General features: G+C 58.2%; 16 protein-coding genes and 1 pseudogene. 8 read left to right on the top strand and 9 right to left on the bottom strand.

Annotation, left to right across the window (positions count from 1 at the left end; all coding sequences use genetic code 11):
- Positions 1 to 13: 13 nt before the first annotated feature.
- The gene (locus tag K359_RS0138085) at positions 14 to 703 is read right to left on the bottom strand and encodes a response regulator transcription factor (RefSeq protein ID WP_029083933.1); all 690 of its coding nucleotides are present in this window, start codon (positions 701 to 703) and stop codon (positions 14 to 16) included.
- Positions 704 to 2,679: 1,976 nt separating this feature from the next.
- On the bottom strand, positions 2,680 to 3,648 hold the full coding sequence (locus K359_RS0138090; RefSeq protein WP_029083934.1) for a hypothetical protein: 969 nt from the start codon (positions 3,646 to 3,648) through the stop codon (positions 2,680 to 2,682).
- Positions 3,649 to 4,468: 820 nt separating this feature from the next.
- Between K359_RS0138090 and K359_RS54325 the strand changes: the two genes are divergently transcribed.
- Positions 4,469 to 4,792: a VirK family protein gene (locus K359_RS54325; RefSeq protein ID WP_224496571.1), complete on the top strand. Its 324-nt coding sequence runs from the start codon at positions 4,469 to 4,471 to the stop codon at positions 4,790 to 4,792.
- Positions 4,793 to 5,081: 289 nt separating this feature from the next.
- Here the strand turns inward: K359_RS54325 and K359_RS54330 are convergent, their stop codons facing one another.
- On the bottom strand, positions 5,082 to 6,110 hold the full coding sequence (locus tag K359_RS54330) for a radical SAM/SPASM domain-containing protein (RefSeq protein WP_224496572.1): 1,029 nt from the start codon (positions 6,108 to 6,110) through the stop codon (positions 5,082 to 5,084).
- Positions 6,111 to 6,644: 534 nt separating this feature from the next.
- Between K359_RS54330 and K359_RS0138110 the strand changes: the two genes are divergently transcribed.
- Positions 6,645 to 7,886: a cytochrome P450 gene (locus K359_RS0138110; protein ID WP_029083936.1), complete on the top strand. Its 1,242-nt coding sequence runs from the start codon at positions 6,645 to 6,647 to the stop codon at positions 7,884 to 7,886.
- Positions 7,887 to 8,083: 197 nt separating this feature from the next.
- Entirely contained in the window at positions 8,084 to 8,428 is a 345-nt protein-coding gene (locus K359_RS0138115; protein WP_224496573.1) for a hypothetical protein, read from the top strand.
- Between the two features lie 1,004 nt (positions 8,429 to 9,432).
- Here the strand turns inward: K359_RS0138115 and K359_RS61980 are convergent.
- Positions 9,433 to 9,756, bottom strand: coding sequence for a hypothetical protein (locus tag K359_RS61980; protein WP_156928880.1), 324 nt, complete (start codon positions 9,754 to 9,756; stop codon positions 9,433 to 9,435).
- Positions 9,757 to 10,753: 997 nt separating this feature from the next.
- Between K359_RS61980 and K359_RS0138130 the strand changes: the two genes are divergently transcribed.
- A complete protein-coding gene (locus tag K359_RS0138130; protein ID WP_029083940.1) occupies positions 10,754 to 13,018 on the top strand; it encodes a hypothetical protein in 2,265 nt (754 codons plus the stop codon).
- A gap of 863 nt (positions 13,019 to 13,881) precedes the next feature.
- On the opposite strand, the pseudogene K359_RS59450 reads toward K359_RS0138130, so the two are convergent.
- The 3 genes and pseudogenes from K359_RS59450 to K359_RS0138140 all read right to left on the bottom strand — a co-directional run bounded on the left by K359_RS59450 (position 13,882) and on the right by K359_RS0138140 (position 16,330).
- A pseudogene (locus K359_RS59450) lies at positions 13,882 to 14,459 on the bottom strand (aminodeoxychorismate/anthranilate synthase component II).
- On the bottom strand, positions 14,456 to 15,850 hold the full coding sequence (locus tag K359_RS0138135; protein ID WP_029083941.1) for an anthranilate synthase component I family protein: 1,395 nt from the start codon (positions 15,848 to 15,850) through the stop codon (positions 14,456 to 14,458). The pseudogene K359_RS59450 and the gene K359_RS0138135 overlap by 4 nt, the downstream one beginning before the upstream one ends.
- Positions 15,851 to 15,970: 120 nt before the next feature.
- A complete protein-coding gene (locus K359_RS0138140; RefSeq protein ID WP_029083942.1) occupies positions 15,971 to 16,330 on the bottom strand; it encodes a Dabb family protein in 360 nt (119 codons plus the stop codon).
- A gap of 904 nt (positions 16,331 to 17,234) precedes the next feature.
- On the opposite strand from K359_RS0138140, the gene K359_RS0138145 reads away from it, so the two are divergent.
- On the top strand, positions 17,235 to 20,336 hold the full coding sequence (locus tag K359_RS0138145) for an efflux RND transporter permease subunit (protein ID WP_029083943.1): 3,102 nt from the start codon (positions 17,235 to 17,237) through the stop codon (positions 20,334 to 20,336).
- Positions 20,337 to 21,103: 767 nt separating this feature from the next.
- On the opposite strand, the gene K359_RS0138150 is transcribed toward K359_RS0138145, so the two are convergent.
- Positions 21,104 to 22,435: an MFS transporter gene (locus K359_RS0138150; protein ID WP_029083944.1), complete on the bottom strand. Its 1,332-nt coding sequence runs from the start codon at positions 22,433 to 22,435 to the stop codon at positions 21,104 to 21,106.
- Between the two features lie 909 nt (positions 22,436 to 23,344).
- On the opposite strand from K359_RS0138150, the gene K359_RS64870 reads away from it, so the two are divergent.
- Both K359_RS64870 and K359_RS64875 read left to right on the top strand, forming a co-directional pair.
- Positions 23,345 to 24,115: a hypothetical protein gene (locus K359_RS64870; protein WP_029083945.1), complete on the top strand. Its 771-nt coding sequence runs from the start codon at positions 23,345 to 23,347 to the stop codon at positions 24,113 to 24,115.
- Between the two features lie 209 nt (positions 24,116 to 24,324).
- Positions 24,325 to 24,744 carry a hypothetical protein gene (locus K359_RS64875; RefSeq protein ID WP_029083946.1) on the top strand — a complete coding sequence of 140 codons (420 nt, stop codon included), beginning with the start codon at positions 24,325 to 24,327 and terminating at the stop codon, positions 24,742 to 24,744.
- Positions 24,745 to 25,191: 447 nt separating this feature from the next.
- Here K359_RS64875 and K359_RS57630 read toward each other — a convergent pair whose 3' ends face one another.
- Positions 25,192 to 25,443, bottom strand: coding sequence for a hypothetical protein (locus K359_RS57630; protein ID WP_176539522.1), 252 nt, complete (start codon positions 25,441 to 25,443; stop codon positions 25,192 to 25,194).
- A gap of 164 nt (positions 25,444 to 25,607) precedes the next feature.
- Between K359_RS57630 and K359_RS54340 the strand changes: the two genes are divergently transcribed.
- Entirely contained in the window at positions 25,608 to 26,456 is an 849-nt protein-coding gene (locus K359_RS54340; protein WP_224496913.1) for an autotransporter outer membrane beta-barrel domain-containing protein, read from the top strand.
- Positions 26,457 to 26,575: the final 119 nt, after the last annotated feature.

Below are 26,575 nucleotides of genomic sequence, written 5' to 3' on the forward strand. Positions count from 1 at the left end.
CAAGTTCGATCGATTAGGCGGCCGATGCCGCACTAACGAGCTCAAGGGTGTAACCAACGCCGCGCGCGGTCTTGATTCTTAAGGTTGCACCCGCCTGGCTCAAATGCGCGCGCAAGCGATAGATCCCAACTTCCAGCGCGTTGGTGGAGACCTCGTCGTCGAAGGCATACAGGCTATCCTCCAGTGACGACCGAGGCACGGTGCGGCCGGCGCGGCTCAGCAGATGCTCAAGAATGCACACTTCCCGGCGCGCAATCCTCAGTACTCGGCCGCTGACGGAGACTTGTCTTCCGATCGGGTCGAAATGCAGGTTGCCGAATGTCACGACCGGCGCCGTCATCTGCGTTGACCGTCGCAGTATAGCGCGCATGCGAGCGATGAGTTCGTCGATTGAGACGGGCTTGGCCAGGAAATCATCCGCACCCGCATTAAAGATCGCGATCCGCCGGGCGAGATCGTTCAAGTTGCTCATCATCATCGTAGGCATTGAACATCCGTCGCGCCGCAATTGCTTCAGCCAGTTCAAGCCGTCTCCATCCGGTAAAGCCGATTCGAGCAAGAGAATGTGGTAGCTGGCGCAATCCAGCGCTGCCGCCGCTTCATCCAGGGTGCGTGTCACGTCAACCGCGAACCCGCAACCGAGGAGCGCTTCCTTCACAGCGCGGGCAAAGTCCGCATGATGATCAACCAAGAGAATTCGCATTTCATCGCCTCTCGTTCATCCACGCCGAGACCTGCGCGCGTTACGGGTGACCAAGAGCGTCGACCAAACTCACAGAGGCGCACTTTGAAAAAGCCCGAGAGCGACGAAGCAGATCGTGGTGGCGCGCGAGCAAGTCGAGCCATTCACTTGTCACCGAACACAAAAAAGCGGTGGTCTGCCGTGGACTGGGAAGATCTCCGAAATCATTCACGAGGCCCAAAGCAGAAGCAGCAGACGGATGCCTAGGTGCGCTGATCGCGGCCAGGCGTGCACGCGCTGGGCCGCCTCGTTCGATATCGTTAGCGCCAGACGGCGCGATCGATACCCAAGCGCAGGAGACAGCTGGATCTGAACCGTCTAGCAAAATCGACATTTGGAAACTCCGCCACCTTGCTCTAGTCCCGCGGTCGGCACTGCTATGCTTGCGCCTATGGCGTCGCCAGGTCATGACAAAGCACGCTTTTCCGCTTGAAGAAGTTTACGCCCCGCAACTGACCGATGCTTCAGAAGCCGCGACGCGTAACGATGCGATCGATGCGCCTACCCGCTAGCGACAGAGCCGTTCGGTAGCCGGTGATAGACATGCAGGACGCCAGCGATCCCGACTTTCAATCGCGTCCGATGTCCCGGACGCGGCATACCCTCGACAGCAGTGCACGAGGCCGAAAAGGCGCGGCACGCCGCAATGAGGCATCATCGGATTGAAGTCGTTACGCCAGCTGCCTCTCATCGCTTGGGATGAACGACGGCCGAATGACCGATGCTCGACCTTAAAGTTCCTTTGTGTCGGCACGGAGCGAGATAAGCGGGGGCCGCATTCTACGCGCCTGCTACAGTCTGCTCCGGCTAAGGCAGTGCTGATTCGTCCGTCCTGCAGATAGGCGGCGTTGAAAAGTCGCCTTCGAAAGGAGTGGTCGACCCGCGTGACGGGGCGGAGTGGGGCTGCATTAAGCTTTAAAGATGTTCGCAATTCTTGCTACCTATCAGGAAGTGTTCGCCCGAGTGGGGTTCTTTGTGGTGAGGCTGTCGGAAATCCTACAATCTCACGTACGGTGCGATTCAAGTGTCTTTAACGGTTGGTTAGCGGAGTGCCGTCAAATGTGCGGGCGCCCTGGAGCGGCGTCGACACAGACGCGGCCATCGACATGCGAATCATGGTCGCTCTCACCTTCTTCGACGTCGTATGCATTACCTTATGACGTCCAGCGTGAGCCGTAGCCGATGGCAGCGTGTTATGAGGCAGTCGTTCTTACTACGCGTCACCGCTGTCCACAGCGTCTGACCGGGCGGCTGGCTGATCGCCTCAGACGTGGCGATCAGCCAGACAAACTATGGCTAGTCGTGGGATGCTTGGACCTGCCGCGTCATTTACATCCTGGATGCAAACGCGCGATTGCCCAAGTCGAGTTGACCGGCAGGGGACTGAGAAAGATTGTCACACTACATTGTAGAATGCGGCCTCCCAAGATTGCTCCGCCGACTATGGGGTCTTCGCGCAAGATCGGCAAAATCGATTGTTTCGATGGAACGCATTCAGGAGACGAATGGGCTCTGCCGCGATGCACCGCATGCCGCGGTTGATGCCGCTTTACTGCGCTTGGTGGTGCGATCGGTCTGACCGTCCTCTGATCGAACGCGCTTCCAGAATCAGGCTGAGACGGCCGTGAACAGAAGCCGAGCTTTCAGCGCTTCACGTCACCGGGCTCGATGACGAATGTGACCGCTAGCCATCGGATCGATGCCGGGATGCCAGAAGCGCTTGGGGCGCCGTGCCAAGAACGCGTGAAAGAACCATTCGGGCGGCTCCAGATGCCTGACCCGTTCGCAGGACCCGTTTGAAGGCCGCATGCGGAGGCTGCTCGATACGTTGTTTGTAAAGCCTGCGCTCATGGCACATCCTCCGTTTCTTCCCTGGGGGACGTGCCTAGCGTTTCAGCACGAAGGCACTTACCGACAAAGGGCGCGCAGGAGGCCGTCTAATCATTGCCATCGCGCTTGTACGGATTTGGGTCGCCGGCGGTCCGGTAGTCGTCGAGATTGCCGCCCAGAAAAAGGCGCTCGGTCTCTCGGGTTGGCGTTCTGCCCAGCGCGCACATGAGGTCCACATCCGCATCGATGTTGTGCTGATCCTCAACATTCATTCCGAGCCCAATGCTGCTCAGCACGTCGTCGGGCGTCCAGACCGCGGACCTCGGTACGGCGTAGGTGTGCAGCGCGTTCGTACTTTGGGCGATCGCTCGTGCCCAGTGATCGCGCGAATCGACCAGTTTGGATGGATCCTCAACCAGCGACACGAAGGGGGATGCTGTTCGACCGCGCATATGCCATCCGGCTTGGCGCGCCCGGTCCATGGGATATCGCTCCAGAGGATCTCCCATGGAAGAATGATCCCGCGCCGTGTTGCGCACATGCGATATTGCGCTCGTGTTGTCTTCCACGCGCGGCCTGCAATCGCTGTCCTGGTTCTGGAAGCGCCGCAGCGTGACATATGACGATCCTACCACGTCATCGAAAACGCGCTCCCGATCGACACCGCCGTCGAAAGCGGCGGTCGATGGCGACCACCGTGCCGATTGCTGCACAGCCAATTCGATCTCATTTCTGAGCGCATCAAGGGGGGCGCCTGTCAGCGTTGCGGCAAGCTGAGCGCGCGCGCCCACAAATGATGCGGCTGGATAGCGAACGGTTTGCCGGGCCTCGTTTGGCCCAGTCGAGGACGTGGAAGTTGCGGAATTTGTTGCGGTAGGAACTGAATCCGACGTTGGGTGAGTCGGATGCAGGTCATCCAGCTGCTGCTCGAAGCTTGCTTGATCAGCGGACGGTTCTGCCGTTGAGCTGGTCTGTGCGTTCGACTCATCGAGCTGCCGGGGCACCCGGTGCGGCTGCGGGAGGACGTCGTGAACGCAAACCGGAGTTTCTGCAGCATTCCGCGGATCAATATTCATTGGATGCCTTTCAAGTACTGCTCGTTCGTGTACATTTTCGTAGATGTAGCTTTCAGGAAGCTGACGGACGGGGAAATAAGCGATATCCGCTGAGGGTTGCCGGATGGATGAATTCAGTCCAGTAAGGCGAGCGGCCAGCCGAACGGAAGCCGCGCAAAGCGGTAGAGCAAAGTCGGCGCTGTTTTTCGCCGTCTGGCATTCTTGTTTGTTAAGGCCGACATCAGACGCCCTGACTGGGCAAGGCTTGTTCACGCCGCTGCGTTGGGCGCTTGTCGTCGTCCTCATTGTGGACGTATTGTTTAGGTGGCAGAGAGCCATGCAGGTATCACCGTAAACAACCTGGCAAGATGCGCCCTGGTCGAACTGTTGACCGGAAACCGCGCGCTTACACACATTTAAAAGCTCATCCGCTCAATCATGTCGACCTCCGTTGGAGGAGCTTTGCCGCTTGTGGTTTCCAAGTGGCCGCGTCTTTGATGAAGTCGGTCCGGCGATGTCGCCCGAGGAGAAGCGACTTCAGCAAACCTGACCTACGAGGTTGTGACGTCGGAATAGCCGCCACAACCACTTGCGCCTGTTTACGATAGGTTGTTTTTGTCGCAAAGCGCGACCGCACGTGATGCTCGAACTCGCCAAACGGCCTTGCGAGCACGAGATCCTGCAACGTTGCGCTTCTGCGATCTGTGGTTCTCACCGAGGAAAAACCTATGAAGTTTATTGGCAAAGGCCTGTCGATCCTATTGTCCTTGCTTTCGATCGCCTGCGTGAGCGCGATGGCCCGGGCCGATGAGCCCTCGCCGAAATACGTCGAGGTGCTGCCTTGCAGACGGGCAAGAATGTGAAGCTCATACTGGATATGAGCCGCTGTACCGCCGCCGAGGGTGGAAAGGCCGGGTCGGCGACGCAGGCCGGTTTGGTCATCAATGCCTTCAGGGTGACCACCCGGAACGGCATCAGCTTCGCCAATGCGCACCAAACCGTGGACAGCTCCGGGCATGCCGTGACCGAATGCATTCGTCATAGCCTCAGCCGCGAAGGTAAACTCACGGTGCAGGCCTCCAAGCTTGTCATCGGGACGACCGAACTCGTGAACCAGGGCGAGTTTGTCTGCGAACTGCCTGATGGCGCGAAGTTCATCTGGTGATCGAGGCGGCGACTGCGCCGCGGCGGGGAAGCGGCGTCGCTACCTTATTCTACGGAGGTTCTTCGTATCCTGACACGATAGTTTCGTGCCGACGGCCAGAATCAGTTCTGGCCGTCTTTTGCTCCCCTCTGGCCGAGTTGCACGAATTTGCGTCAGTTCGCCCAAGCCATCGTAACGGGGGGGCGCCGGTGTTCAGCAGACCTCAATAATTCGGGCGCGAAAGGCGACGCTTCGCTCCTGTCATTTCGTCGCTTACAACTCATAGCGTTGGCATTTGCTGGCCTGCTCCTCAAAAGGCGTGACCGGCACCGGTCATGCCTCCCGACGATTGCGGTTTGGCATATTCACATCTCCTGCAAAGCAGAAAGCCGTCCATTCCGTTCATGCGATCGATGATTTCGCGAAATATCGGTGTTTCGAAGAGATCCTCGTATTCGTCTCGCAGAAGATTGCCCAGGACATGATGCCGCTCAAAATCCATGCCGCACAGACTAATGTCGCAGTTCGGGAGGAGGACATTTCGATTTTGCCGTTCGCCAATGCAAGTTAGAGTGCCGACGAGAGGCCGTCGTGGTTTGATGATACTCGGATCAGTACGTCCTCGCCTGCTCGTCAGCGGCCGTAAGCGCGTTAACTGTTTGGCGGGAATGATGTCGGCGAGTTTGGGATGGACTTTGCCAAGAACGATGTATCGAATTGAGGGAATGTTCGCCTCGACCAGTCTCCGCATGACATTGAGATAGGTCTTTCCGACAAGGCGGCTGTTCATGTAAGTGCCGTCATCGAGGACGTGCACGACGAAGCTCTTGAACTGCAGCATTTGCAAGCGTCGAACGTCACTCCTATTCATTCCGACAAGGGTCGTGAAAATGCGGATGCCATGGCCGCGTGTGTAAGCATACTCAACCATCGTCGTGCATTCCGGATGGAGCCAAGGCTCCGAGTAACCCGCAAAGCCGATATCGATAACCGCTGGTACGCGTGCCAGACATCGCTTGAAATCCTGAAGACCAAGGTGCTTCGCTTGGGACACGGGTCGTTGGCGTTCTGCGAACTTATCCTGGGGACAATAGGAACATCGGACGATGCACCCTGCCGTCGTCGTAATCTGTAGTTCCCGGCGGCTGGGATTTAGGTCTTGTAACGCCATGAGGTGTGCTGTCATTCGTCTGATCCTTTCAGGTCCCGGCGCAAGGAATTGCAAGCAGCGCGGCGTTCCGCAGCGGGGCGACGCCACCAAACCGCAGCGTTCGCGCGGGCGGCAACCAACGCGGCCGGTCTGGAGGATATGCATGCGATGCAGCAGGCGATCGCGCATCGCGAACTCGATGCCGATCGTTCGCGAAAACGTCCTGCCCTGCCTAAATGGCAAGTTGCTCCTCAGGATGATGGACGCTCGCAGGCTAGTCGCCGTGTTGAAGTACAAATTGGCTTCTCTCGGCGGAACGGTAATTGATTTCGGCGGCGACGATCACTTTGGCAGTTGTCGCCCACGATCCTGCGGCCAACGAAGTAATGAATTGAGGGGGCGGTCCCGAGCAGCCGAAGATGGCGGGGTTAGCCGTTTTCAAAGAAGGATCACATTGCGTCCTGTTCGATAGCTCGAGCAGTAATGCGGCTGCCATGACGCGACGCCTGTCTACCGGTGATAGTTTCTCATCGATCCACTGGAACAGATTGATTTAGAGAGTCAATGCGATCCTGACTGCCGGAAATGGTAGGGGGTGGTTGCGTAAACTTTGCGATACCGTGTCGAACGACAACCCCCAACAAGACACTACGGCAGCTCGAAACCTTAAATCGCTATATGGATCCGTAAGCTCTCGAGCGAGCAAGATCTGCGGAGACGATCATGGAAACTCGATTGGCAGACGTTGGAGCCGACGATGCTTGCAATATCCCGCTGAGCAATCTGGACGTAAGCGAAGCAAAGCGTTTTCAAGATAATAGCATATGGAGCTGCTTCGAGCGGCTGCGAAGGGAAGATCCCGTTCATTACTGCCAAGACAGTCCTTATGGTCCCTATTGGTCCCTAACGAAATACCGAGATATCCTGGCGGTAGATACAAATCATAAGGTATTTTCGTCAGAGCGAGGAGTCACGATTATCGATGTGCCTGATGAGCACTGGACTCAGAGTTTCATCAAGATAGGTCCTCCCAAACATCGCGAGCAGCGCGATACAGTAAGTCCGATAGTTGCACCGGAAAATCTGACAAAACTCGAAGGCTTAATTCGCTGTCGGGTCAGGACGATTCTGGACGGCTTGCCGCGCAATGATGCGTTCAATTGGGTGGACATGGTCTCCATTGAGTTGACGACGCAGATGCTCGCCACACTATTCGACTTTCCATTTGAGGATCGGCGGCTCTTGACCTATTGGTCGGACGTAGGTGTTACAATTCCGAAAAAAGGTCATGCTGTCGATAGCTGGGACAAGCGAAGCAAAATCCTGTTCGAGTGCCTGGACTATTTTACCCGTCTTTGGAATGAGCGCATCAATGCCGAGCCTCGCCTCGACTTGATTTCCATGATGGCGCATTCTCCTGCGACGCGCCATATGGATCCGAGTGAGTTTCTCGGGAATCTGATTCTGCTGATCGTGGGAGGCAATGATACTACGCGCAATTCGATCACCGGGGGGCTCCTGTTCATGAACCGGTATCCCTCCGAGTTGCGAAAACTACGCGATAATCCCAAGCTGGTGTCGAGCGCCGTGTCCGAGATTATTCGATATCAGACACCCATCGCACATATGCGCCGGAACGCCGTGGTCGATACCATCGTGGGTGGGAAACGAATCAGGCAAGGTGACAAGGTCGTCATGTGGTACATCTCTGGTAACCGCGACGAAGAGGTCATCGAGAACGCGAGCAGCTTCGTGATCGACCGCAAGAACGTGCGGCAGCATCTTTCGTTCGGTTTCGGCATCCATCGTTGCGTTGGTCGACATCTTGCGGAACTGCAGTTGAGAATCCTGTGGGAGGAAATGTTGAATGCGGGGCTAGAGGTCAAGGTTGTCGGCGAGCCCGAGCGAATTGCGTCAAATTTTGTGCACGGTTATTCCGTGCTTCCCGTGCGGATCGCAGCTTAGGCCGTGATGCTCTGGATTGGGAGCTGACACCCGCATCACGGTTGCGTTCTTTTTGACCAGTCTTGCTGCTCCATTGGTACCTAATCGGCGTCGATCGGTACTAAGGAGCTGCTCATGGGCACGGAGCTCCGTGAGCGCTAGTGCCTGGCCAAGCCCTTTGCGGTGCCGGCGCCTTTAAGGAGCGTATGAGCTCAATATTGAAGATTGTAGCGGTGGGAGCGCTTTTGCTTGGAGAAGCGCTTTCGATAATCGCGGAGTTGATTGCCTCAAAGCAGTTTGGAAAGGCAGGCGGCGGGCATCTGACAGCGCTCCTGCCGATGTTCCTGCTGATATCCCTCGGCGGTATCCTGCTCGTCTGCGGATACGCACTAGGCTACATGCATCTGAAGAATATTTGGATAATCATCTCCATCTCGGTGGGAGCAAGTTTAGTGGTGGAACCGAGTCTCACGCTTCTGCTCTTTCGAGATGTGCCGACGGCTGGTTCGCTGATCGGGCTGGTGCTTGGCGCGCTTGGTACGCTCGCAGCGATATTCCTATGACCGTATTCTGAGAAGGCGAAAAATGGGCGGCAGTTCAGCATGAGTCAACTTTGAAAACGTTGCGCAAGATAGGTTTTGCTCAATTCGAACGCGAGAAAGAAAATATGTTTTGACGGACGTTCTGCATCTAGTTGGGACGGCATGATCGTTGGCTCCTCTCCTCTGCAGGCGCAGACTGGCGTGTCATTTCCAAAGAGCGGGGCTTATGCGGCAGCCAAAGGTCTCTCAATCGATATATCTCGGGTCGTTTTCCCTCACCACAACAATTCAGTCCGATCTGAGAGACTGTAAGCGGCAAAGAGACTGAAAGAGACCTCGTCTGGTGGAGTGGGTGGGTTACCCTTACGCTTCAGCACATTACCAACGGCTGGCCAAACAGCGAGATGAGACACTTATGCCATGGAATCACGCCGCCTGAACGGCCTCAGTTTGCCGCTTACCGCTGGACTTCGCTGCGCATAAAGACGATCGCCCACTGGACGCCGCCGTGTCGGCTATTGGCGCCTCCATATTTGCTCGCGCGGGTGGGCTCCGGATCGACTAAAAAAGCTGTTCCGCCGTTGCCGGGAGAGCCCGCAAGTGCGCTTGAGCAACAGCAGCCCGATCATGAAGTGCGTCGCGAAATCCGGCCAACATTCTCGCGATAAGCGGCACGACTCGCTGTCGATCCAATCCCATCGATCTGGCCGGCGAGCAGAACCAATTCGCGCTTTGCTGATCCGGTCCAGCTTGGCCCAGAACAGATCGCCTGATCCCATGGTTGGGTACATCTTCGGCGCATCCCTCCTCGGACATGGATAGGGAGACATGCTTCATCCCCGAAGGGCGTTCGGAAAGCGGAATTGCGAGGTTCTGAGGCTCAAAGCCTCAGAACTTCGCATTCTCAAAGCAGCCTGCAACAAGAATTGCCGCTCTAACTCGGTTGCTTAGCTCTGGCGACTATGTAACAGGCCTGAAGGCTGCAGGACGCTAGCCACGGGCTGGTTCAGTCATCGTCTGCAGTCTCACCCTTGCCGCGTAAGTCTGACGAACCCTCCTTCGATTAATTCGGCTTTGTGCAGCTTGCCGTCGAGCGCGATGGTTGTTGGGTGGTCAGGGGTAGGCATGTAACCCGCCTCGCGCAGCTTCTCGATCAGGGCCAGCGGGGCCCACTGCTCCGGCAGCGGGACGTTGCGACGGCAGGTCTCCCGGAAGAATGCTCCGAAATCTGGTACGCCCTGCGGCCCCTCGCCCATCCTCTGGTCCTCCGGGGGATTGTGGATGAGACGAGTGCCGCTGGTCGGGTCCTGCGTGGCCGTATAGCGGTGACCCCGGATCTCGTAGGACATCGTCGGCTGGTCCGCGTCCGGCAAAAGACCGTGGTGGGACAGTCTCTCGATCATTCGTTGCGGGGCGGGTTGAGAACCATGGGAAAATCTCTCGGGAACCGCCCATGAGACATCATATGTTTCCTCAGGGGCAGCCGATGAGGGCCCCGCCTCGTTCGTCCTTGCTTCATCCAGGAACTGACGAAGGTAATCTTCATCCTCTTGATTCCAGGCGTACTCCTCTGGGGACCTTGACGGCCCGGCACCGCCGATTCGGTTTAAGTCCATGCTGCTCTCCTTGTTGCCTTTGGGAACATGGTCTCTTGCAGGTCCGCCCAATGGATAGCTCAGCGTCAGCAGTTCCTTCGGCGAGAGACCAGATTGCTATGGTAGGAGAGTCGGCTGTCCAGAAGCTGACGAGCTGCCAGGAAAGCAGCTATGTCAACTCGCATGCTGTGGCCTGCCGCACCTAGGCACTGACGCTGATATCCGTCATATCGGGATGTAGGAGAGGCGGCGGCTCTGCCGCGTTCGGGAGGTTCTCCCTCGACTTCGCTTGTCTGGCCTCGAGCCGCTTCATATCATCGATGATGGCTTTGATCGTCCCGCCGGCTTTGATGGCAGGCAACAGCTTTCCAAAGTTCCACACTCGATGCGCGTGGGCGGAAGTTTATCCTATCGAAAGTTACCATCTCTGTTGAATGGTCAGAGGTGCGTCAGCGGTGAATAGCGATCGCAGCGCGAGAGGTTTCCGTGTACCCGCGGCGGAGAATGTTGTGGCCTTCCGCAGATAAAGGCGCCTGCATAGCTGCCGGTTCTTAAGGATTGCCGTCACGGCGGATGCCGGCGCGGGCTGCAAGCATATCGTTATGGCGGCCGCGGTCATGATGCGGCTGACTATCCCGCACCTGTCGATTTGGATTTCCTTGTGAATCCGAGAGAACGCTTTTCGTCAGCCAGTCGTCAGCCAGGCGGCCCATCTAGTAGGCTGCACATTCTCACTGATCGGAGATGGAATATGACCGGCATTGGCCGACCAGACAAATCGCCCGTTGGGCCTACAGGAGCGGACAGCACGTGGAGATCGAGCGGTTCGCGCTCGCAGTACGATCTCGCCCCAGGGGAAGGTGGCCAATCGTTCGACTCCGTCGTCGAGCGTATGCGCCCCGGGCCTCAAGATAGAACGGCGCCGCTCGCCGGCCAACCGCGAACTTCGGGTGGCGCAGTCCCCATTTCCTCGAGTGGCGACGATGTCAATGCAGCAGAGCGAATGGATAGCCTGCTTAAGGAACTTGATGCTTGCCGCAATGCGGCTATGCAATGTCGGAACTCGTCTGAGGCGCAAAACTTGATCGATCAGCTCGTCAAGGCCGGCTCAACAGTCCTGGACTACTACGCAAGCTTGCCCGCGCATCTGGCGCGGAGCATGCTGTCTGACGATCAGGCCCGCCGGGTCCGCGACGAGGTGCTCGATGCGGCTGACCAATGCAACACACTGGCCACGCCGACAATCTACGCCTTGGAGCAGAACAGGAAGAATGCGGCAACCGTGCTTGGCCGGATGCGCCAATCCAACGCTCCGCCCGACCAGCTGAGCCGCGCGGCTTCAAGTGTAGCGAAGCACCATTTGGCCTGCACGGAGTGGTGGGGGAAGAAGGCATTGCGCTCGGAACGAATGCGGTCGGTCTGCGTGGCCACAGCGAACTTGCCAGGTACAGCAGCCGAGATGCGGCAGGCCGAAGAGGCCACGCTACGATTGCACACGGGCTGGGCACTGTATACGCAGTGCATGTATCTGCAATCGAAGATCGCCCTCGCGCAGGTGCTGATTGAGCCGCGGGCGAGCACGTTCGAACCAGCCGTCAAGCAGATCCTCATGGGTGAGGACGGGCGCGCGCGTTTGCTCGCAACCTTCATCGAGGATGTTTTTCCGGCATTCGTCTCGACAGTCGACGCTGTGCTAAACAGCCAAGGACGGGCGCTCGATGCGGAGCACTGCGCCGTTCTGGAAGGGGTCATGGAGCGGCTGTCGGAATTTGGTGGGACGTTGCATGACATCATTGTCGAGTTGAGCGGCGTCGGAACGGGTGCCGACCTCCCAATGGACCTCTTGAACCAGATCGTGGAGGGCGCGTGGGTCACGGCGGACGACGTCATGCGTCTCGTGGTGGTGCAACCGAAGATGCCGGCCATCATTGGACCACAGGCCGAACATGGGGCTGGGACGCCGGTCAATACGACCCGCAGGGCTGCAGTCACCGAAGGTAATGCAGCGCGCAGGAAGGGGAAGGGCAAGCGCACGCCGGCTCCTGGCGCGGGGAGCTCGGCGGCCGGGCTGCCGGAGCCTTTGGTCGCAGGGCCCGACGCCGGCACCCCGCCGACAGCCAGGGTTATCGTGCTCTCGGATCTGGGCACGAAGAAACTTGCGACTGCGGAGGAGGCACATGCGAGAGCGTCATCGTTAGCGACGGGGCACTTGGCGATATGGCAGGCCCCACCGTCGAAGGAGGCATTGGCGCGTCTGCTCGAGCGATTGGACGAACTTCTGCAGTTCGATCTGGCCGGTCAGCAAAGGGCCGCCTCGCAAGCGCGCCACATGAAACCCGAGGACGCCGACCACGTCGTGGACACTGTCGTCGAGCGCCTGCAGACGCAAGCCGCGGAGATTGAAGCCTGTCTAGCCTCGCTGGAGCAGCCCCGTCGACGCGGTGTATTCACGCCCGCGCAAGTGCGCGACGTGCACAGTAAAACAGTCCGGCTCAACGTAATGTTGTCCGATGTGCAGGGGCTTGCCAAGGCTTTGAAGGAACGAAAGGCCACGACCAGGATCGATTGCATGAAGACCTACGCCTTTCCGTCGCAGAGTTACCTTGAACACTTGCGGGCGGCCGGGGAGCTGGCGCATCCGGATCCGCCACGCGCGTTGAAGGGCGAGCCAGGGACGCTGTTTGAGATCAAACTGCAGCCCAATGCGCTTCGCAATGATACGATGCCAAGTCCAATGTGGGTGCACATCCATACGAAGCGGCCGGTATATGCGTGGCAGTTGGCAACGCTGGACGACAGCGACTTCGCCGCTTGCCACGTGAAGTCCAACGAACAGCGCGGCTACAATCGACTCTGGCAGAACGCCCGAGCCGCGACGGGTCATGAGAACGTCGTGATCCACCGCGGCAAGCTCACGCCTGCGTTCTGTAGGTCGTTGTTGAGCATAGCCTCGAGCGACTGCCCAACCTATGCGTTTGCCGAGGCGGAGCAGGGGCCAAAGCGGGCTACTCGATAGTTGGAGTGTATCGCAGCAGAGTGCCGTTCGTGGTGATACCCTCGTGGGACCATCCAGCTTCTCGGTGAAGCTACCGTTGAGCGGCTTCCGGGAACCTATCGCCTGATGCGCGCGCGGAAGTCCGACATGGAGCTCTGTTGAGCGGCTTTGCATCCCCCCGAACGGGGCACTTGGGAAAGGTGCCCACTCCAATATCAACTCGCACTGCCCACGCTTCGATTTAGTTCACGATCAATTCCATCCTTGACCCGACGGATCGCAAGAAGTTGCAATCTCGTTTGGGTCTTGCCGCTGGGACCGTCCTGCCATCGATCTTAAAACTGTAGCGCCATTCGCCTGGCAGAGCTTCCCGAATGCTGAATTGCACACCTCTGTGTTGCATAAAGTTCTCTCAAGCCCCGGCACGAGCGTCGCGGCCTGTCGCGCGCCTGCGCCGATCGCGTGCAGATTGACTTTGATTCCTCAATCAACACCGAAGGAAGCCGCCGATCCATAGGACCGGCGGCCAAGTCAAGGGAGGAAAGCCCCCTAGGGCGGCGGTAGTGAAGGCTACCGCAAGGCACCGCCAACTTCTTGGCGGATCTCGAATAAGCATTTTTGAGACCAGGCTGGAGGATAGTCCGCCTGTTATCGAATGGAGGCAATGCGAAGAGGTCCACGCATTGTGCACCCCAAGTAATTCAATTTAGACCGAACGAAAAGAAAAAGTTGCGTACGCATCGTACCAATTGAGCTCTTTCGCGCTTTCTCATTACATCTTCGACTGGTCGGTGCTTACCGCACAACGTTAGGCAAGCCAGATCAAGTGCGCAGTGTGCCATGCTCTGACTCGGGCCAAGCTACCGCGCGCGTGACTTCCGATGTCACGCTCGGAAACTCGCTGCCAGTTGCAAAAAATTCATAAGCAACATGTGACCTTAGTACTGACTCAGGGTGAAACTGCACGCCATAGGTTGGTTGATGCCGGTGTGCTTGAGCCATGATCTCGCCTTCACTTGAACGAGCTGTCACCATGAGATGCGGAGCGTCGGACTCATCGAGTTCGACCGCCAGAGAGTGGTAGCGTCCGGCAGGAAGTGGAGACGGAAGCTGCTTGAACAATCCCCGACCGGCATGCGTTATTGGTGAGGCTCGCCCGTGCGTGGGACAACGGGCACGGCGCCACGCGCCCCCCGAAAACGCTGCCAATACACTGGTGTCCAAGACAGATGCCAAGAATGGGGACGCGACCCGAAAGCTCGCGGACGACGGCAGTGGAAATGCCGGCTTCCATTGGCGTGCGGGGGCCGAGAGAAATGACGATTGCGCGCGGCTTGAGCGCAACGAGATCGGTGATGCTGATCGCGTCATTTCGGACGACTTCTGTCTCTGCACCCAGCATGCGAAGATAACGTGCAATATTGAATACGAAGGAATCGTAATTATCGATGATGAAAATCAAAATGCACCGGGTATCTCGGAATCAAAAGCATCAAAGAGGCGCTGTGCCTTGGCAAGCGTCTCCTCATATTCGGCTTCAGGAGTTGACATCGCCGTTATTCCGCCCCCTGCATGAAACATAGCCAGGTCGCCGTCGATCGTCACAGTACGAATCGCAATGTTCGTGTCAATCTGTCCACTGAATCCAACGAAGCCGATCGCCCCGCAATAGACCTCTCGCGCCACTTTCTCGAGGTCCGCAATGATTTCCATCGATCGCACCTTTGGAACACCAGTCACGGAGCCGCCCGGAAAGCAGGCGCGAAGCAGGCTAACCGCGTCTTGGCCCGCAGCAAGAGTGCCGCTGACGATTGAGACGAGGTGATGCACTGAGGCATAGGATTCCAGGTTGCACAGTGCCATGACATCGACCGAATTGTCTGTACAGACGCGTGACAGATCGTTGCGCAGCAGGTCGACAATCATGACGTTCTCGGCGCGATCCTTTTCGGACGCAAGAAGCACTTTGGCGCGGCGCCGATCTTCCTCGCCGTCGGCGGAACGCGCGATTGTCCCCTTGATGGGGCGTGTTTCGACCTGCTGTCCGTCAAGTTTCAGAAATCGTTCCGGAGAGCTCGATGCGATCGTTAGCTTTCCGTAGCGCAAGAGCGCTCCAAACGGGGCCGGGTTCGATGAGCGGAGCTGGCAATAGAAGGTCAGTGGATCGAATAGCGGCGACACCCTGGCGCTGAAACATTGCGCGATGTTCGCCTGAAATATATGCCCGGCCAGAATCAACTCGATGACGCGTTGGACCGCCGGCATGAAGCCTTCGCGGCTAAAGTTCGAATGCCACGGTCCCGCCCTGCTAGGGATTGTGAGTCGAGGTAACCCTGGCCTGGCAAGCAGTGCTGCAAACTCATCAGCGCGACGACGCGCACGCTCGTTTCGTCGAGCGGGCTCCTGCTCCGGCCATCCTGTAGAGACGATCCAGCACTTCTGGTCGCGCTGATCGAAACTGACCACCACGTCATAGAAATGTAGAATTGATTGAGGTAAGCGGAGGCCGGGAAGTGACGGGGCCGGCAGTCGCTCCAGTGTCCGGTTCATGTCGTAAGCAAGGAAGCTGGCGGCGCCGCCCTGGAACGGCGGGAGATCGGGGCGATGTGCTGCTCGGTATCTGGCGAGAAGGCTTCGCAGGACCACCCATGGATCGCCCGCAACGGCCTCTGCATTCCAGCTTGCCTGTCCATCGGCGACCAAATAGGTGCCAAACGGTTCGCAGGTCAAATATGAGTACCGCCCGAGAAGTTCATGCCCTGCCGCGCTATCGAGAAAGGTAAGCTGCGGGTGCTGCGCAAGGCATCGCAGCGCCTTGACAGGCTCGATCCACTGCAACTCGCGGACGTGCATAGGGCTATCGGTTACCGATGATCGGCAGGCCGTAAAGCCGGCTCTGATCGTTGTCCCGGCGCGAACAAGCGCAATTTCCGTCCGACACGTACAAAGCCTCGAGGCTGATCATCATCATGCTTAGCTGCGACTAGCTCGTCGGGGGCGTCGAACAACTTGGCTCAACCCTGACGGTTCAGCGAAATAGACATCTGCTGACAGTTCGTAGTCAGCGGCAAACCGCAGTTCCCGAAGTGGCCGGACGCACCGGATCGCTTCTTGATACAAACCGTGCGTTTTGTACGCAGCGAGATCCATCTCGCTGTCGAACTCACCGTACACCACGACGTCGACTTCATTGCCGAGTTGATCGCTCTTGCGGTTGCGCGCAATCTCGAGCCGGCGTGCATACGGGATTGCGGTGAGAACTGACAGACCTTCGACGATCTGGTCGATGCCGGCTTGATCGTTGGCTGTGAAGAAGACGATGTGACGGATCATGGTGGCCGCAATCGTGACGCTGCAACGTGGCGTTCCTATATCGGCATCAAGCCCAACGCAATGCTGTACGGAAGCCGGCAGCACTTGGCGCGAATTTCTGGAAACCGATCCAGGTTGGCCTCGAAGCAGGACCGACGCTGTGCGTGTTGCCCGCCTTTGCCGTCTTCCATCCGGTCGCATCGTGCCCGAGCGTTATCGCCTGCAAGCGGGCGACCCCATATTCGCCGGAGATTGACGAGGTTCGCATCGACCCGGAACCGCCCGACGTCACGGCGACCAACATGGGCATCTCTAGAATGCATTTGTGCGCCGGTCCATCTTGGCCCCGGGGGCACGTCGCAAGTCTCGCGCGGCTCATGCCGGCGTAAGGCGCCGACAAACCTTGGTATAGGTTTGGCAACCCATTCTATATCGCGCGCTTGCCTTTGTAGAGTTGAGTCACTCGTCGAGTTGTTTGTACTTTCGACGTCGCCGCTGGATCATTCGACAGCGGCGCGGAAGCCGTTAGTGCCGACTGATCCGCTTGCTGCAAGGCGTTGCGTGCCATTGAGGCGTGAGGATGAAGCGGAATGGAAATGCGTGAGCCCGCTTCCGTATTCCGAGTCGGACCTCGGGCCGATTGCGCACAAAATGACATGGGTCTTTATCCTGAAGAGGTGTGTCCTTACTCGCGATCAGCGATCAGCGATCAGCGATCAGCGATCAAAAGGGCAAAGATTCATCCAAGGAATGGCGATGGAGAAGTGGAGGATCGGATCTTCTGCCTAGGAACTAGCCGTTAGAGCAGCCGATTCCGCTTCCTTCTGGGGTCTTTGCCACTGTCAGCCGCGCTGATGACCGTAACTGGAGCGCGACTTGCCAGTGCCAGCGAATTTGCGTCACCCTCCTGAATGCGAGAGCCTCGATGGCATTTGCCGATCTTTTCATCAAACGTCCCGTGTTATCAGTCGTCATCAGTCTGCTGATCCTGTTGATCGGCCTTCGCGCGGCCGCCGTTCTGCCGATCCGGCAGTATCCGAAGCTGTCAAACACGGTCGTCAATATCACAACCTCCTACCCGGGTGCCTCCGCCGACATGATCCAGGGGTTCATCACGGCCCCCCTGGAGCAGGCAGTGGCGTCCGCCGAGGGCGTCGACTACATCACGTCCTCATCGGTGCTCGGTAGCTCGACGATCCAGGTCTACATCAAGCTCAATTTTGATCCCAACGAGGCGCTTACCGAAGTGCTCTCCAAGGTCAACTCGGTCAAGTCTCAAATTCCGAAGGAATCAAACGATCCGGTCGTCACCAAGTCAGCCGGTCAGACCACCGCTGTCATGTATATCGCTTTCTCCAGCGAGGAATTGACGGCCAGCGCGATCTCCGACTATCTTTCACGCGTGGTGCAGCCGGTTATGTCGACTGTAGAGGGGGTCGCAGCGGCGGACATCCTGGGCGGCCAGAGTTTTGCGATGCGGCTATGGCTCGATCCTGTGAAAATGACGGGGCATGGCGTGTCGCCGGCGGACGTTTCGGCTGCAATTGCCGCCAACAACTTCCAGGCCGCGGCCGGTCAGGTCAAGGGCTATCTCACCATCTCCGACATCACGGCCAACACTGATCTGCGCGGTGTCGATGACTTCAAGCGCATGATCGTCAAGGCCAATGACGGCGGATTTGTGCGCATGGAGGACATTGCGACGGTCGAGCTTGCCGCGCAGACCGCAGACGCCAGTGTCTCCATGAACGGCGAGCACGCGGTCTTCATCGGCGTGCAGGCGAGCCCTCAAGGCAATCCACTGAACATCGTACGAGGCGTACGGACGCTATTTCCAGACATGGAGCGCAACTTGCCGCCTTCGCTGAAGATGAAAGTGGCCTACGACTCCACGAAGTTCATTCAATCATCGATCGATGAGGTGGAGAAGACGCTGGTCGAGGCCGTCTTGATCGTGGTGGTCGTGATCTTCCTGTTCCTGGCCTCGTTTCGGTCGGTCATCATTCCCGTCGTTACCATTCCGCTGTCGCTTGTTGGCGTCTGCAGCATGATGCTGGCGCTGGGGTTTTCATTCAATCTTCTGACCCTTCTCGCGATGGTGCTTGCGATTGGTCTCGTGGTCGACGATGCAATCGTCGTCGTGGAGAATATTCATCGCCATCTGGAACAAGGCGCGCCGCCCGCGCTGGCCGCGACCCAGGGGGCGCGCGAGATCGTCGGTCCCGTCGTCTCCATGACGATCACGCTGGCCGCCGTGTACGCGCCAATCGGCTTTATCGGCGGCCTCACCGGCGCGCTGTTCCGCGAATTTGCGTTCACGCTGGCGGGCTCGGTCATCGTGTCGGGCGCAATTGCGTTGACGCTTTCGCCGATGATGTGTTCGGTCTTCCTGAAGAACTCTGAGGAGGGGCGGTTTGCAAGGGGTGTGAACCGCGCGTTCGGCGCCACGACCCGCTGGTACGGTCGCAACCTCGACCGCTCGCTCGACTATGGTCCGATTACCGGGCTGTTTGCGCTGACCATGCTGGGCCTTGCGGGCTTTCTCTACATGCATACGTCCAAGGAACTTGCACCCGAGGAGGATCAGGGCATCATATTCGCGCTGACTAAAGCGCCGAAATACGCCAATATCGATTACCTCGATTATTACGGCGCCAAGCTCGACAAAGCGTTCCAGAAGTTTCCCGAGACCGATTTGCGCTTCGTGCTCAACGGCAGCAGCGGGCCGCAGGGCGGCATGGCCGGCATGTTGCTAAAGCCTTGGGACGAGCGTAAGAGATCAACGATCGCGCTCAAGTGGTCCGTTCAGGCCGAGCTGTCCAAAATCGAAGGCATCAACGCATTTGCCTTTGGTTTGCCGCCTCTTCCGGGCGGATCGGGCGGCCTGCCGGTGCAAATGGTGATCAGTTCGACCCTAGGTTTCCAGTCCGTTTATGAGCAGATGTCGAAGCTGAAGGATGCCGCTCGCAAGAGCGGTCTGTTCGCGGTCAGCGACTCTGACCTTGAGTTCAATCAGCCCGTGGTGCAAATCAAGGTTGATCGATCCAAGGCAAGCGATCTTGGCATCACCATGGAGAACGTCGGTGGCGCGCTTGCGACCCTGCTCGGCGGCAACTACGTGAACCGCTTCAACCTGCAGGGGCGCTCCTACCAGGTGATCCCGCAACTGGCGCGCGAAAACCGCCTGACGCCGGAATCACTTGGAAGCTATTATGTGAAGACTGCGAGAGGCTCGATGCTGCCGCTGTCGACCGTGGTTTCCATCGAGACTGCGACCGATCCGAACACGCTCACCCACTACAACCAGCTCAACTCCGCGACCTTCCAGGCTGTACCGATGCCTGGTGTCACGATCGGTCAGGCTGTGGACTACCTGGACGAGGAGGCAAAGATGCTGCCCGCAGGCTTTAGCCACGACTTCCTTGCCGACGCTCGCCAATATGTGCGCGAGGGTAATCAACTCGCCATCACCTTTGCGTTTGCACTCATCATCATTTTTCTGGTGCTTGCGGCACAGTTCGAAAGCCTGCGCGATCCCCTCATCGTCATGATCAGCGTTCCGATGGCGGTCGTCGGGGCCTTGATCCCGCTATTCTTTGGCTTGTCGACGATGAACATCTACACTCAGGTCGGGCTGTTGACACTGGTCGGGCTGATTTCCAAGCACGGTATCTTAATGGTTGAGTTCGCCAATGAGCTGCAGCTCAAGGAGAGGCTCGACCGCCGCTCGGCTATCGAGATGGCGGCGCGCGTTCGACTTCGTCCGATCTTGATGACCACGGCGGCGATGGTCACTGGTCTCTTACCCTTGTTGACCGCAACGGGCGCTGGCGCCGCGAGCCGCTTCTCGATTGGGCTCGTGCTCGTCGCGGGCATGTCCATCGGAACGTTGTTCACGCTCTTCGTGCTACCGGCGCTCTATGTCGCGATTGCGTCCGATCACCGCGCCGGTGCGAATGCTGTCCACGTCAAGAACACCGCTGAGTTGGAACACGCCGGGGCTGTTGATGCCCACTTGGCCAAGTGATGACGCTCACGATCAATTGAGCTTCGCTGAATTGGTGCTAAAGCAGGGGGCGCTGATCGTCGACCGCGGTGACTTGATCGCGCTGGTTGGCTACAATTGGTGGCGCGGACCGCGTCATTCTCTGCTCCGACAGGCTCGGTATTGTTGCCGACCGATCAGAAACGGGCGGTAGCTATTGCCTCTGCCAGGGTGAATTGCCGGACATCCACGGCAGCGCAACTCGCATGCTTGCCTGTCTGGGAGAATTCATGCACTCCCGATGACGTAGAGTGGTGGTGCCGCCTTGTTTCATTGGCTCTGGAAGGGAATGATTTGCTCGGGCTTGTCTTGCTGGCAGAACAGACGAGCGCTGATTTGTTGCAGTCTGCGTCCCGTAGGCGAGCGGGTCGGAACTGTCTGGGCGTCTGAAGCCTATCTCATTAACATAGCTATCGATTCGATACTGGTCGGGCACAGGCAGCCTATTCTGGCTAGCAAGGGGGCCTCTTGCGCTGCGCAGCAAGAAACCCGCCGTGTTGCAGCGATCATCACGCGGATTGCCCATCGCTTGTTCCAATGCCGATGACCATCCAGCAGGAAAAAGCGAAAAGCTCGAGAGCCTACCCGACCCCAACAAGAAGGCGCGGCCCCAACACCGGCCCCTCCTGCAAAAATCGAATGCTTCATCAAGACAATTCCCATCTCTCGGGCCGACCTACTTTCTTCCCCAAAGACTTGACGGGGAGCGCCATATGAGCGGAAGGGACCCGTGATCACGTTGTCCAGCGCTACGACGGGCTTCGCTTATGCGCAGCGCTCTGAATTCTCGGCGGTGCCGTCTCGGGCATCATCAGCATGGCACAGAATCCGGCCGCGCTAGCGACAAGCATGTACCAGGCGGGCGCCAGTGCGTTCCCGGTAACGTGGATCAACCAGGTGACGATGGGTTGAGCTGTGCCACCGAAGATCGCTATCGCAAAAGCGTAAATCGTCGCGAAGGCGCCGCCGCGGATGTTCTTGGGCAAACCTTCGGCCATGCTCACATAGAAGGCGCTATACGGGACCGTTCCGATGAAGGTGAGCGCGCCGAGGCCTCCGAGAAGTGCGATGGCACTGCGGCTCTCTACGATCCACCAGAACACCGGATAGGTCATCAGCAGCGCGGTGACCTGCGGCCATATCATGATGTGCCGGCGTCCGGCACGATCCGCGAGCCAACCGCCCAGCAGTGCGGCGCCAATTCCTACTGCATTGCTGACGAGCGTGGTGGCGAAGGCGAGAGGCGCAGAAACTTGCAAGGTATTCAGCGCATAGGTGGTCATGTATTCCGTGATGTAGGTAAAAATTGTGCAGCTGGCCAAAATGACGAGTCCCAAGCTCATCATGCGGCGGACGGCACGCAATCTCTTCGCACTCTCGACGACGGGAGCCGAAGCTTCCGGGCGGTGTAATGTCTCCGGCAGGGCGCTCCGCAGCCAAAGTCCGAACGGCAGCGTGGCGGCGCCGAGCAAGAACGCGATCCGCCAACCGTACGCGTCCAGTGCCTCACTTGTCATCGCGAGGGAGAGTATTTCTCCAACCAGCGCTCCGGCGGTTGCAGCTATCTGTTGGCTGGCAGGCTGAAACGAGACAGCAAGACCCCGGGCTTCGGCCGGGGCCGCTTCCATCAAATAGGCAGTAGTCGGACCGACCTCACCTCCCAGAGCGAAGCCCTGCACCAAACGTGCGAAAATGGCCAGTAACGGAGCGCCAATTCCTATCGTCTCGTACGATGGCGTAACAGCTAACGCGAGGATCGCGGCGCTCATCATGGCAAAGCTGGCATTCATCGCGGGCCGGCGCCCGACCCGATCCGAGTACGAGCCGAGCACGATGGCCCCGATCGGTCTGGTTACAAAACCCGCGCCAAACGTCGCGAGCGACAGCATGAGGCTGGCAAACGGGTCGCTCGCCGGGAAGAACGCCTGACCGATCTGGATTGCGAAAAAGCTATAGGTCCCGAAGTCGTAAAATTCGAGAATATTGCCGATCGTTGCGCCCAACACGGCGCTGCCGGTCAGGCTTTCGTCCGGCGCAACGAGAATCGGCTTTCGATGCTCCGGAGTGAATTGACTGGCCATCCCCGATCCATCTCGGTCGCGATCTGGCCGAAGACTTCGGCCAGCCAGGTCGCGCGCGTTGCTCTCCATCTAACCTACACGCCGTCTATCTTGAGGCGGCCAGGCCGCGCGCCGATTTCCCAGATGTAGATGAAGCATGTCACGACGAAGCCCATCGTAACGCGTGCAATAAAAATGCCTGCTTCGTGCAGCCCGATTCAAGCCTTGCACTGATCGCGGCAATCGCCCGCAAAAATGAATAAAGGAAACCGCTGCAGCCATCGGGCGCGGGCAGTCGTTGTGGTCCTGCGCGATGGCGAGTTTGCGACAACATTGGCAGTCACCGAACAGAAGGCCTGCTTTCACACAGAAGGGCCGCCATGCGTGCATGCTGCGTTCAGCTGGCTGCGCGTGCGCGGAAGTGTCAGGCGATTGGCCCGGCTTTTTGCTCCACCGCGTGGTAGTTGCGTGAAGCTGCATGCTTTGTCGAGATTGTTCCCTGCAGAATAAGATCTTCGTGCGATCAAACGTAATGGGAGCTTGCATTGTTGATGGCACCTTGAAAACGGCCGACATCGCGCCGGCCGCCGCAGGCATCAGGCGGTGATATCCGGTCATGGCGAGCCGCAGCTCAGCTGGCCGCAAATGACAAGCGTGATGCGCCAGAGTTGAGCCCCGAAAAGTGGAAGTCAAAGGCATCAGCGATGGCGACGACGCGCCTCTGTGGGTGGATTGGATTCATCAATGTCGTCCTAGGATTATAGCCTTCCTTTCATATTGCGACGCTGCCGTCAGGTTATGGCCGCAAAGGCGTGCGGCCTCCGTAACCAATAGCGGTCGCGCTCCGCTCACGCATCTGCTGTGCACACGCGCTCGAAGCTCGATGGCAAAGCACGCCTGCAATCAAAAGCCTAGAATAGAATGTGTAGTATGAAAACGAAGACAATGACGACCATCGTGCTTGCGGTTCACGCGTTGCTCGGTTCGCCCAGCGGGGCTGTTGAAACCTACGATGTCACCGATTCGAACGGCGTGCCATTCATACGGGCGCGGATATTCGGTGTCGGAGATGGCCCTTTTTGTTGTGGCCCAGGTGACGAGCAGCGCGCACTGCGGAATTTGCCGCAATGGGAAATAGATCATTCACTGGCTGCGATTCAGTATTGGGCTGAAATCATTAAGGTCATACCGGGTCAATCGCCGGCCATCGTCAACGTCGCCAGGATTGCCATTGACAACGCATGGGCCTCTATCCAATCGTCAACCGATGGCGGGAACAAGGTGCAGGCGGCACTCACGAGGCAGGATCCCGGCTCGCTGACCTACGGGGCGCATGGCATGGTTGCGATCGGACAGATGGGGTTTTCAGCCGAAGCATACATCCCTTCGCAATTACCGATGACGCCAACGATAGGTCTTGCACCCGTTATGATTCATGAGATCGCCCATCAGATGGGAATCGCCAGTACTATTGACGGCTACGAAGCATCGCCGCATTTCCCCGAAGCGATAAATGCCTGGACGGACCATTTGCACGATGACAATGGCAAACAAGCCAAGCCGGGACAGGCGATCTATTGCTCCGGCTGCGCCAACCCGCGAGCTGACAACGTTTTCGACCTGCGCCGCGATCAGGGCTATTTCGCCGGGAAGCATATGAGTGAAGTGCTGGCCGGCGCCATGCCCGGTATTCCCGTGTAGGCGATGCATGAGGACGGGTCGCCGGATGCAGCCTTCGTCTCGCATAGCGAGCTCAAGAACAGCTTAATGAGCCACCAGCGATACCGGAATTACAGATCTTTCATGGAGGCGGAGTTGGCCGCGTTGCAGGATATCGGCTATACCATCGATCGGCGCAAGTTGTTCGGTTACTCTATCTACGGCAACGGTCAGAGTCTGATTAGCGCGACGTGCAGGCGCTCGGCGAGCATGGCATCGCAGCAAGCTTCGACTTTGGCAACAATGCGATGGGCAATCACCGTGAATATCGTGGGTATATTCGCACGATTGGCAATAACCCGGCCCCGATGCTGAACGAAATCGACGGTCCGCTCGTCAACACGTTCGATCTGACCGGGCGCCTGGCTGGCAGTTACGCGGCGATGTACATGTCGAACAGTGGTTATGTGGGCGAGATCAACGTGATGGGTGGCGCAACGCTGTCAGGGGACATCCTGTCTGATTACGCCCAACTTGACGAGAAGGGTTCGCCGCGCCTGACCAAATTGACGTTCGGTATGACGCCTGACGCGAATGGTCACTCAACGGGACAGCCGGACGCAAGCTTTGCAACCCGTTATGAAGGTAACATCATTGGACGCAACAGGTGACGACATCGCTGCAATCGCCGACTTTAATGGCGAGCGCGACAGCTCAGGGCGACAACACCTACGCGTTGACACTCTCGCGCCCAAGCGATGCCTATTCGCGTTATGGGGCCGCCCGGTCGGCGCGGCGCTCGATCGGGTAGCTGGCAATGCTGCGGCGGGACTGCACTCGCTGATCGCGGCACTCGACTTCTCCGCGCCCGACGGCACGGGGGTGACATCTGCGCTGCGTCAGCTTTCGCCGTCCATCTATGCGTCGGAGAAGGGCAGGCGTGTCAACGACAGCTTCTATGCGCGTTCTGCAGTGTATGACCGTCTCGAACAGGCCTTTGGAGGCGCGCCATCCTCGCCGATGGGGGTGATGGGTTATGGTCCTCAGCAGATGCGAGGCGGCAAATCTGGCTCTGCCATCGCTGGCTGGTATGGCAATGATTTCAGCGTCTCATCGAATCATTGGCTGAAAGCAACAAGTCTAAAAGGCTCGTTCACGATCGAGAGGGTACCGTCGAGCGCCGCACTTCCGTGCACCACGAGGCGGCTGAACGCACCAGTATCGTTCACTGCGACCTGCAAGCGCCCGGTGGACGTTTGCAGATAGCCCCCATTCGCCGTTATGTTGTTGTCACGACCATCGATGAGCGGCGCGACAGCCCCGCTATTGGTGAAGCGGCCATCGGTATTGAGCAGATAACTGCCGTTCAACCTGTCGCTGCAGTTGTCCGGCGGCGTCGCGTTGCTTACCGGCAATCACGAAGTGTACGACGCAACTGTCGCGCAACACGCAACCCTGTCCGGTCTATGGCAAGGATCACTCGCTTACTCAGCGTGGCGCCGGCCCGACTTCTTCTGACCTGCCATCCTATGACTTGCAGCGCTATGCAGCCTGGAGTTCTGCTTTTGGCGGATGGACAAGCCAATCGGGTGATCGCAATGCCGCAAGCACCAGATCCGGCATTGGCGGCTTCATGACCGGGATCGACGCGTCGGTATCTGACGACTGGCGGTTCGGTGTTCTTGCAGGCTATAGCCGCTCCACTTTCAACGTCGGCTCCTCTTCGTCATCAGGCCGCAGCGATAACTACACTTTCGGGACCTATGCCGGCACCGAGTGGAGCGTGCCAGAAGGAGCCATCGCCTTCCGCTCAGGCATTGCCTATACATGGCACGATCTTGAGATGAGCCGCAACGTTGCGTTCCCGGGGTTCAACGACAACTTGATCTCGGATTACGATGCGGGCACTTTCCAGAGTTTTGGAGAATTGGGCTACAAGGTCCATCTCGGCAACTGGTCGGTGATCGATCCCTATGCCAATCTTGCCCATGTTCGGGTCGCGACGAATGCTTTTAGCGAGAGGGGATTGAACGGGGCGGCGCTTGATATTCACGCCGACACGATGCAAACGACGCTCTCCACCCTTGGCGTCTATGGGACCACCCGTCTTCAACTTGGCGACATCGCCACGACTGCGCGAGCTGATGTTGGCTGGCGTCATGCCGTTGGTGACCGCATTCCGCTGTCGACAGCTAGCTTTGCTGCCGGTTCCAGCGCTTTTGTGGCTTCGGGCGTATCCATTGGCAAGGACGTGACACTCGTCGAATCCGGTCTGAACTTCCAGCTTTCCCGCGAAAGCACCCTTGGCATCGCCTACCAGGGCCAGTTCGGCTCAGGCGTCACCCAGAACGGATTCAATGCCATCTTCAACGTGAAGTTCTGATAGCATGGTCAGTCGACTTTTGGCCCGGCGCGCTACCCGCAGCAGGCTCATGTTGGTTCTAATCCAGGTCTCGTCGACAAAAACCTAGCGCCGGGATCGAGGTTAGCCTGCATGAACGC

The sequence above is a fragment of the Bradyrhizobium sp. th-b2 genome (assembly GCF_000426785.1).
In the GTDB taxonomy this organism is placed as follows: Bacteria; Pseudomonadota; Alphaproteobacteria; order Rhizobiales; family Xanthobacteraceae; genus Bradyrhizobium; species Bradyrhizobium septentrionale.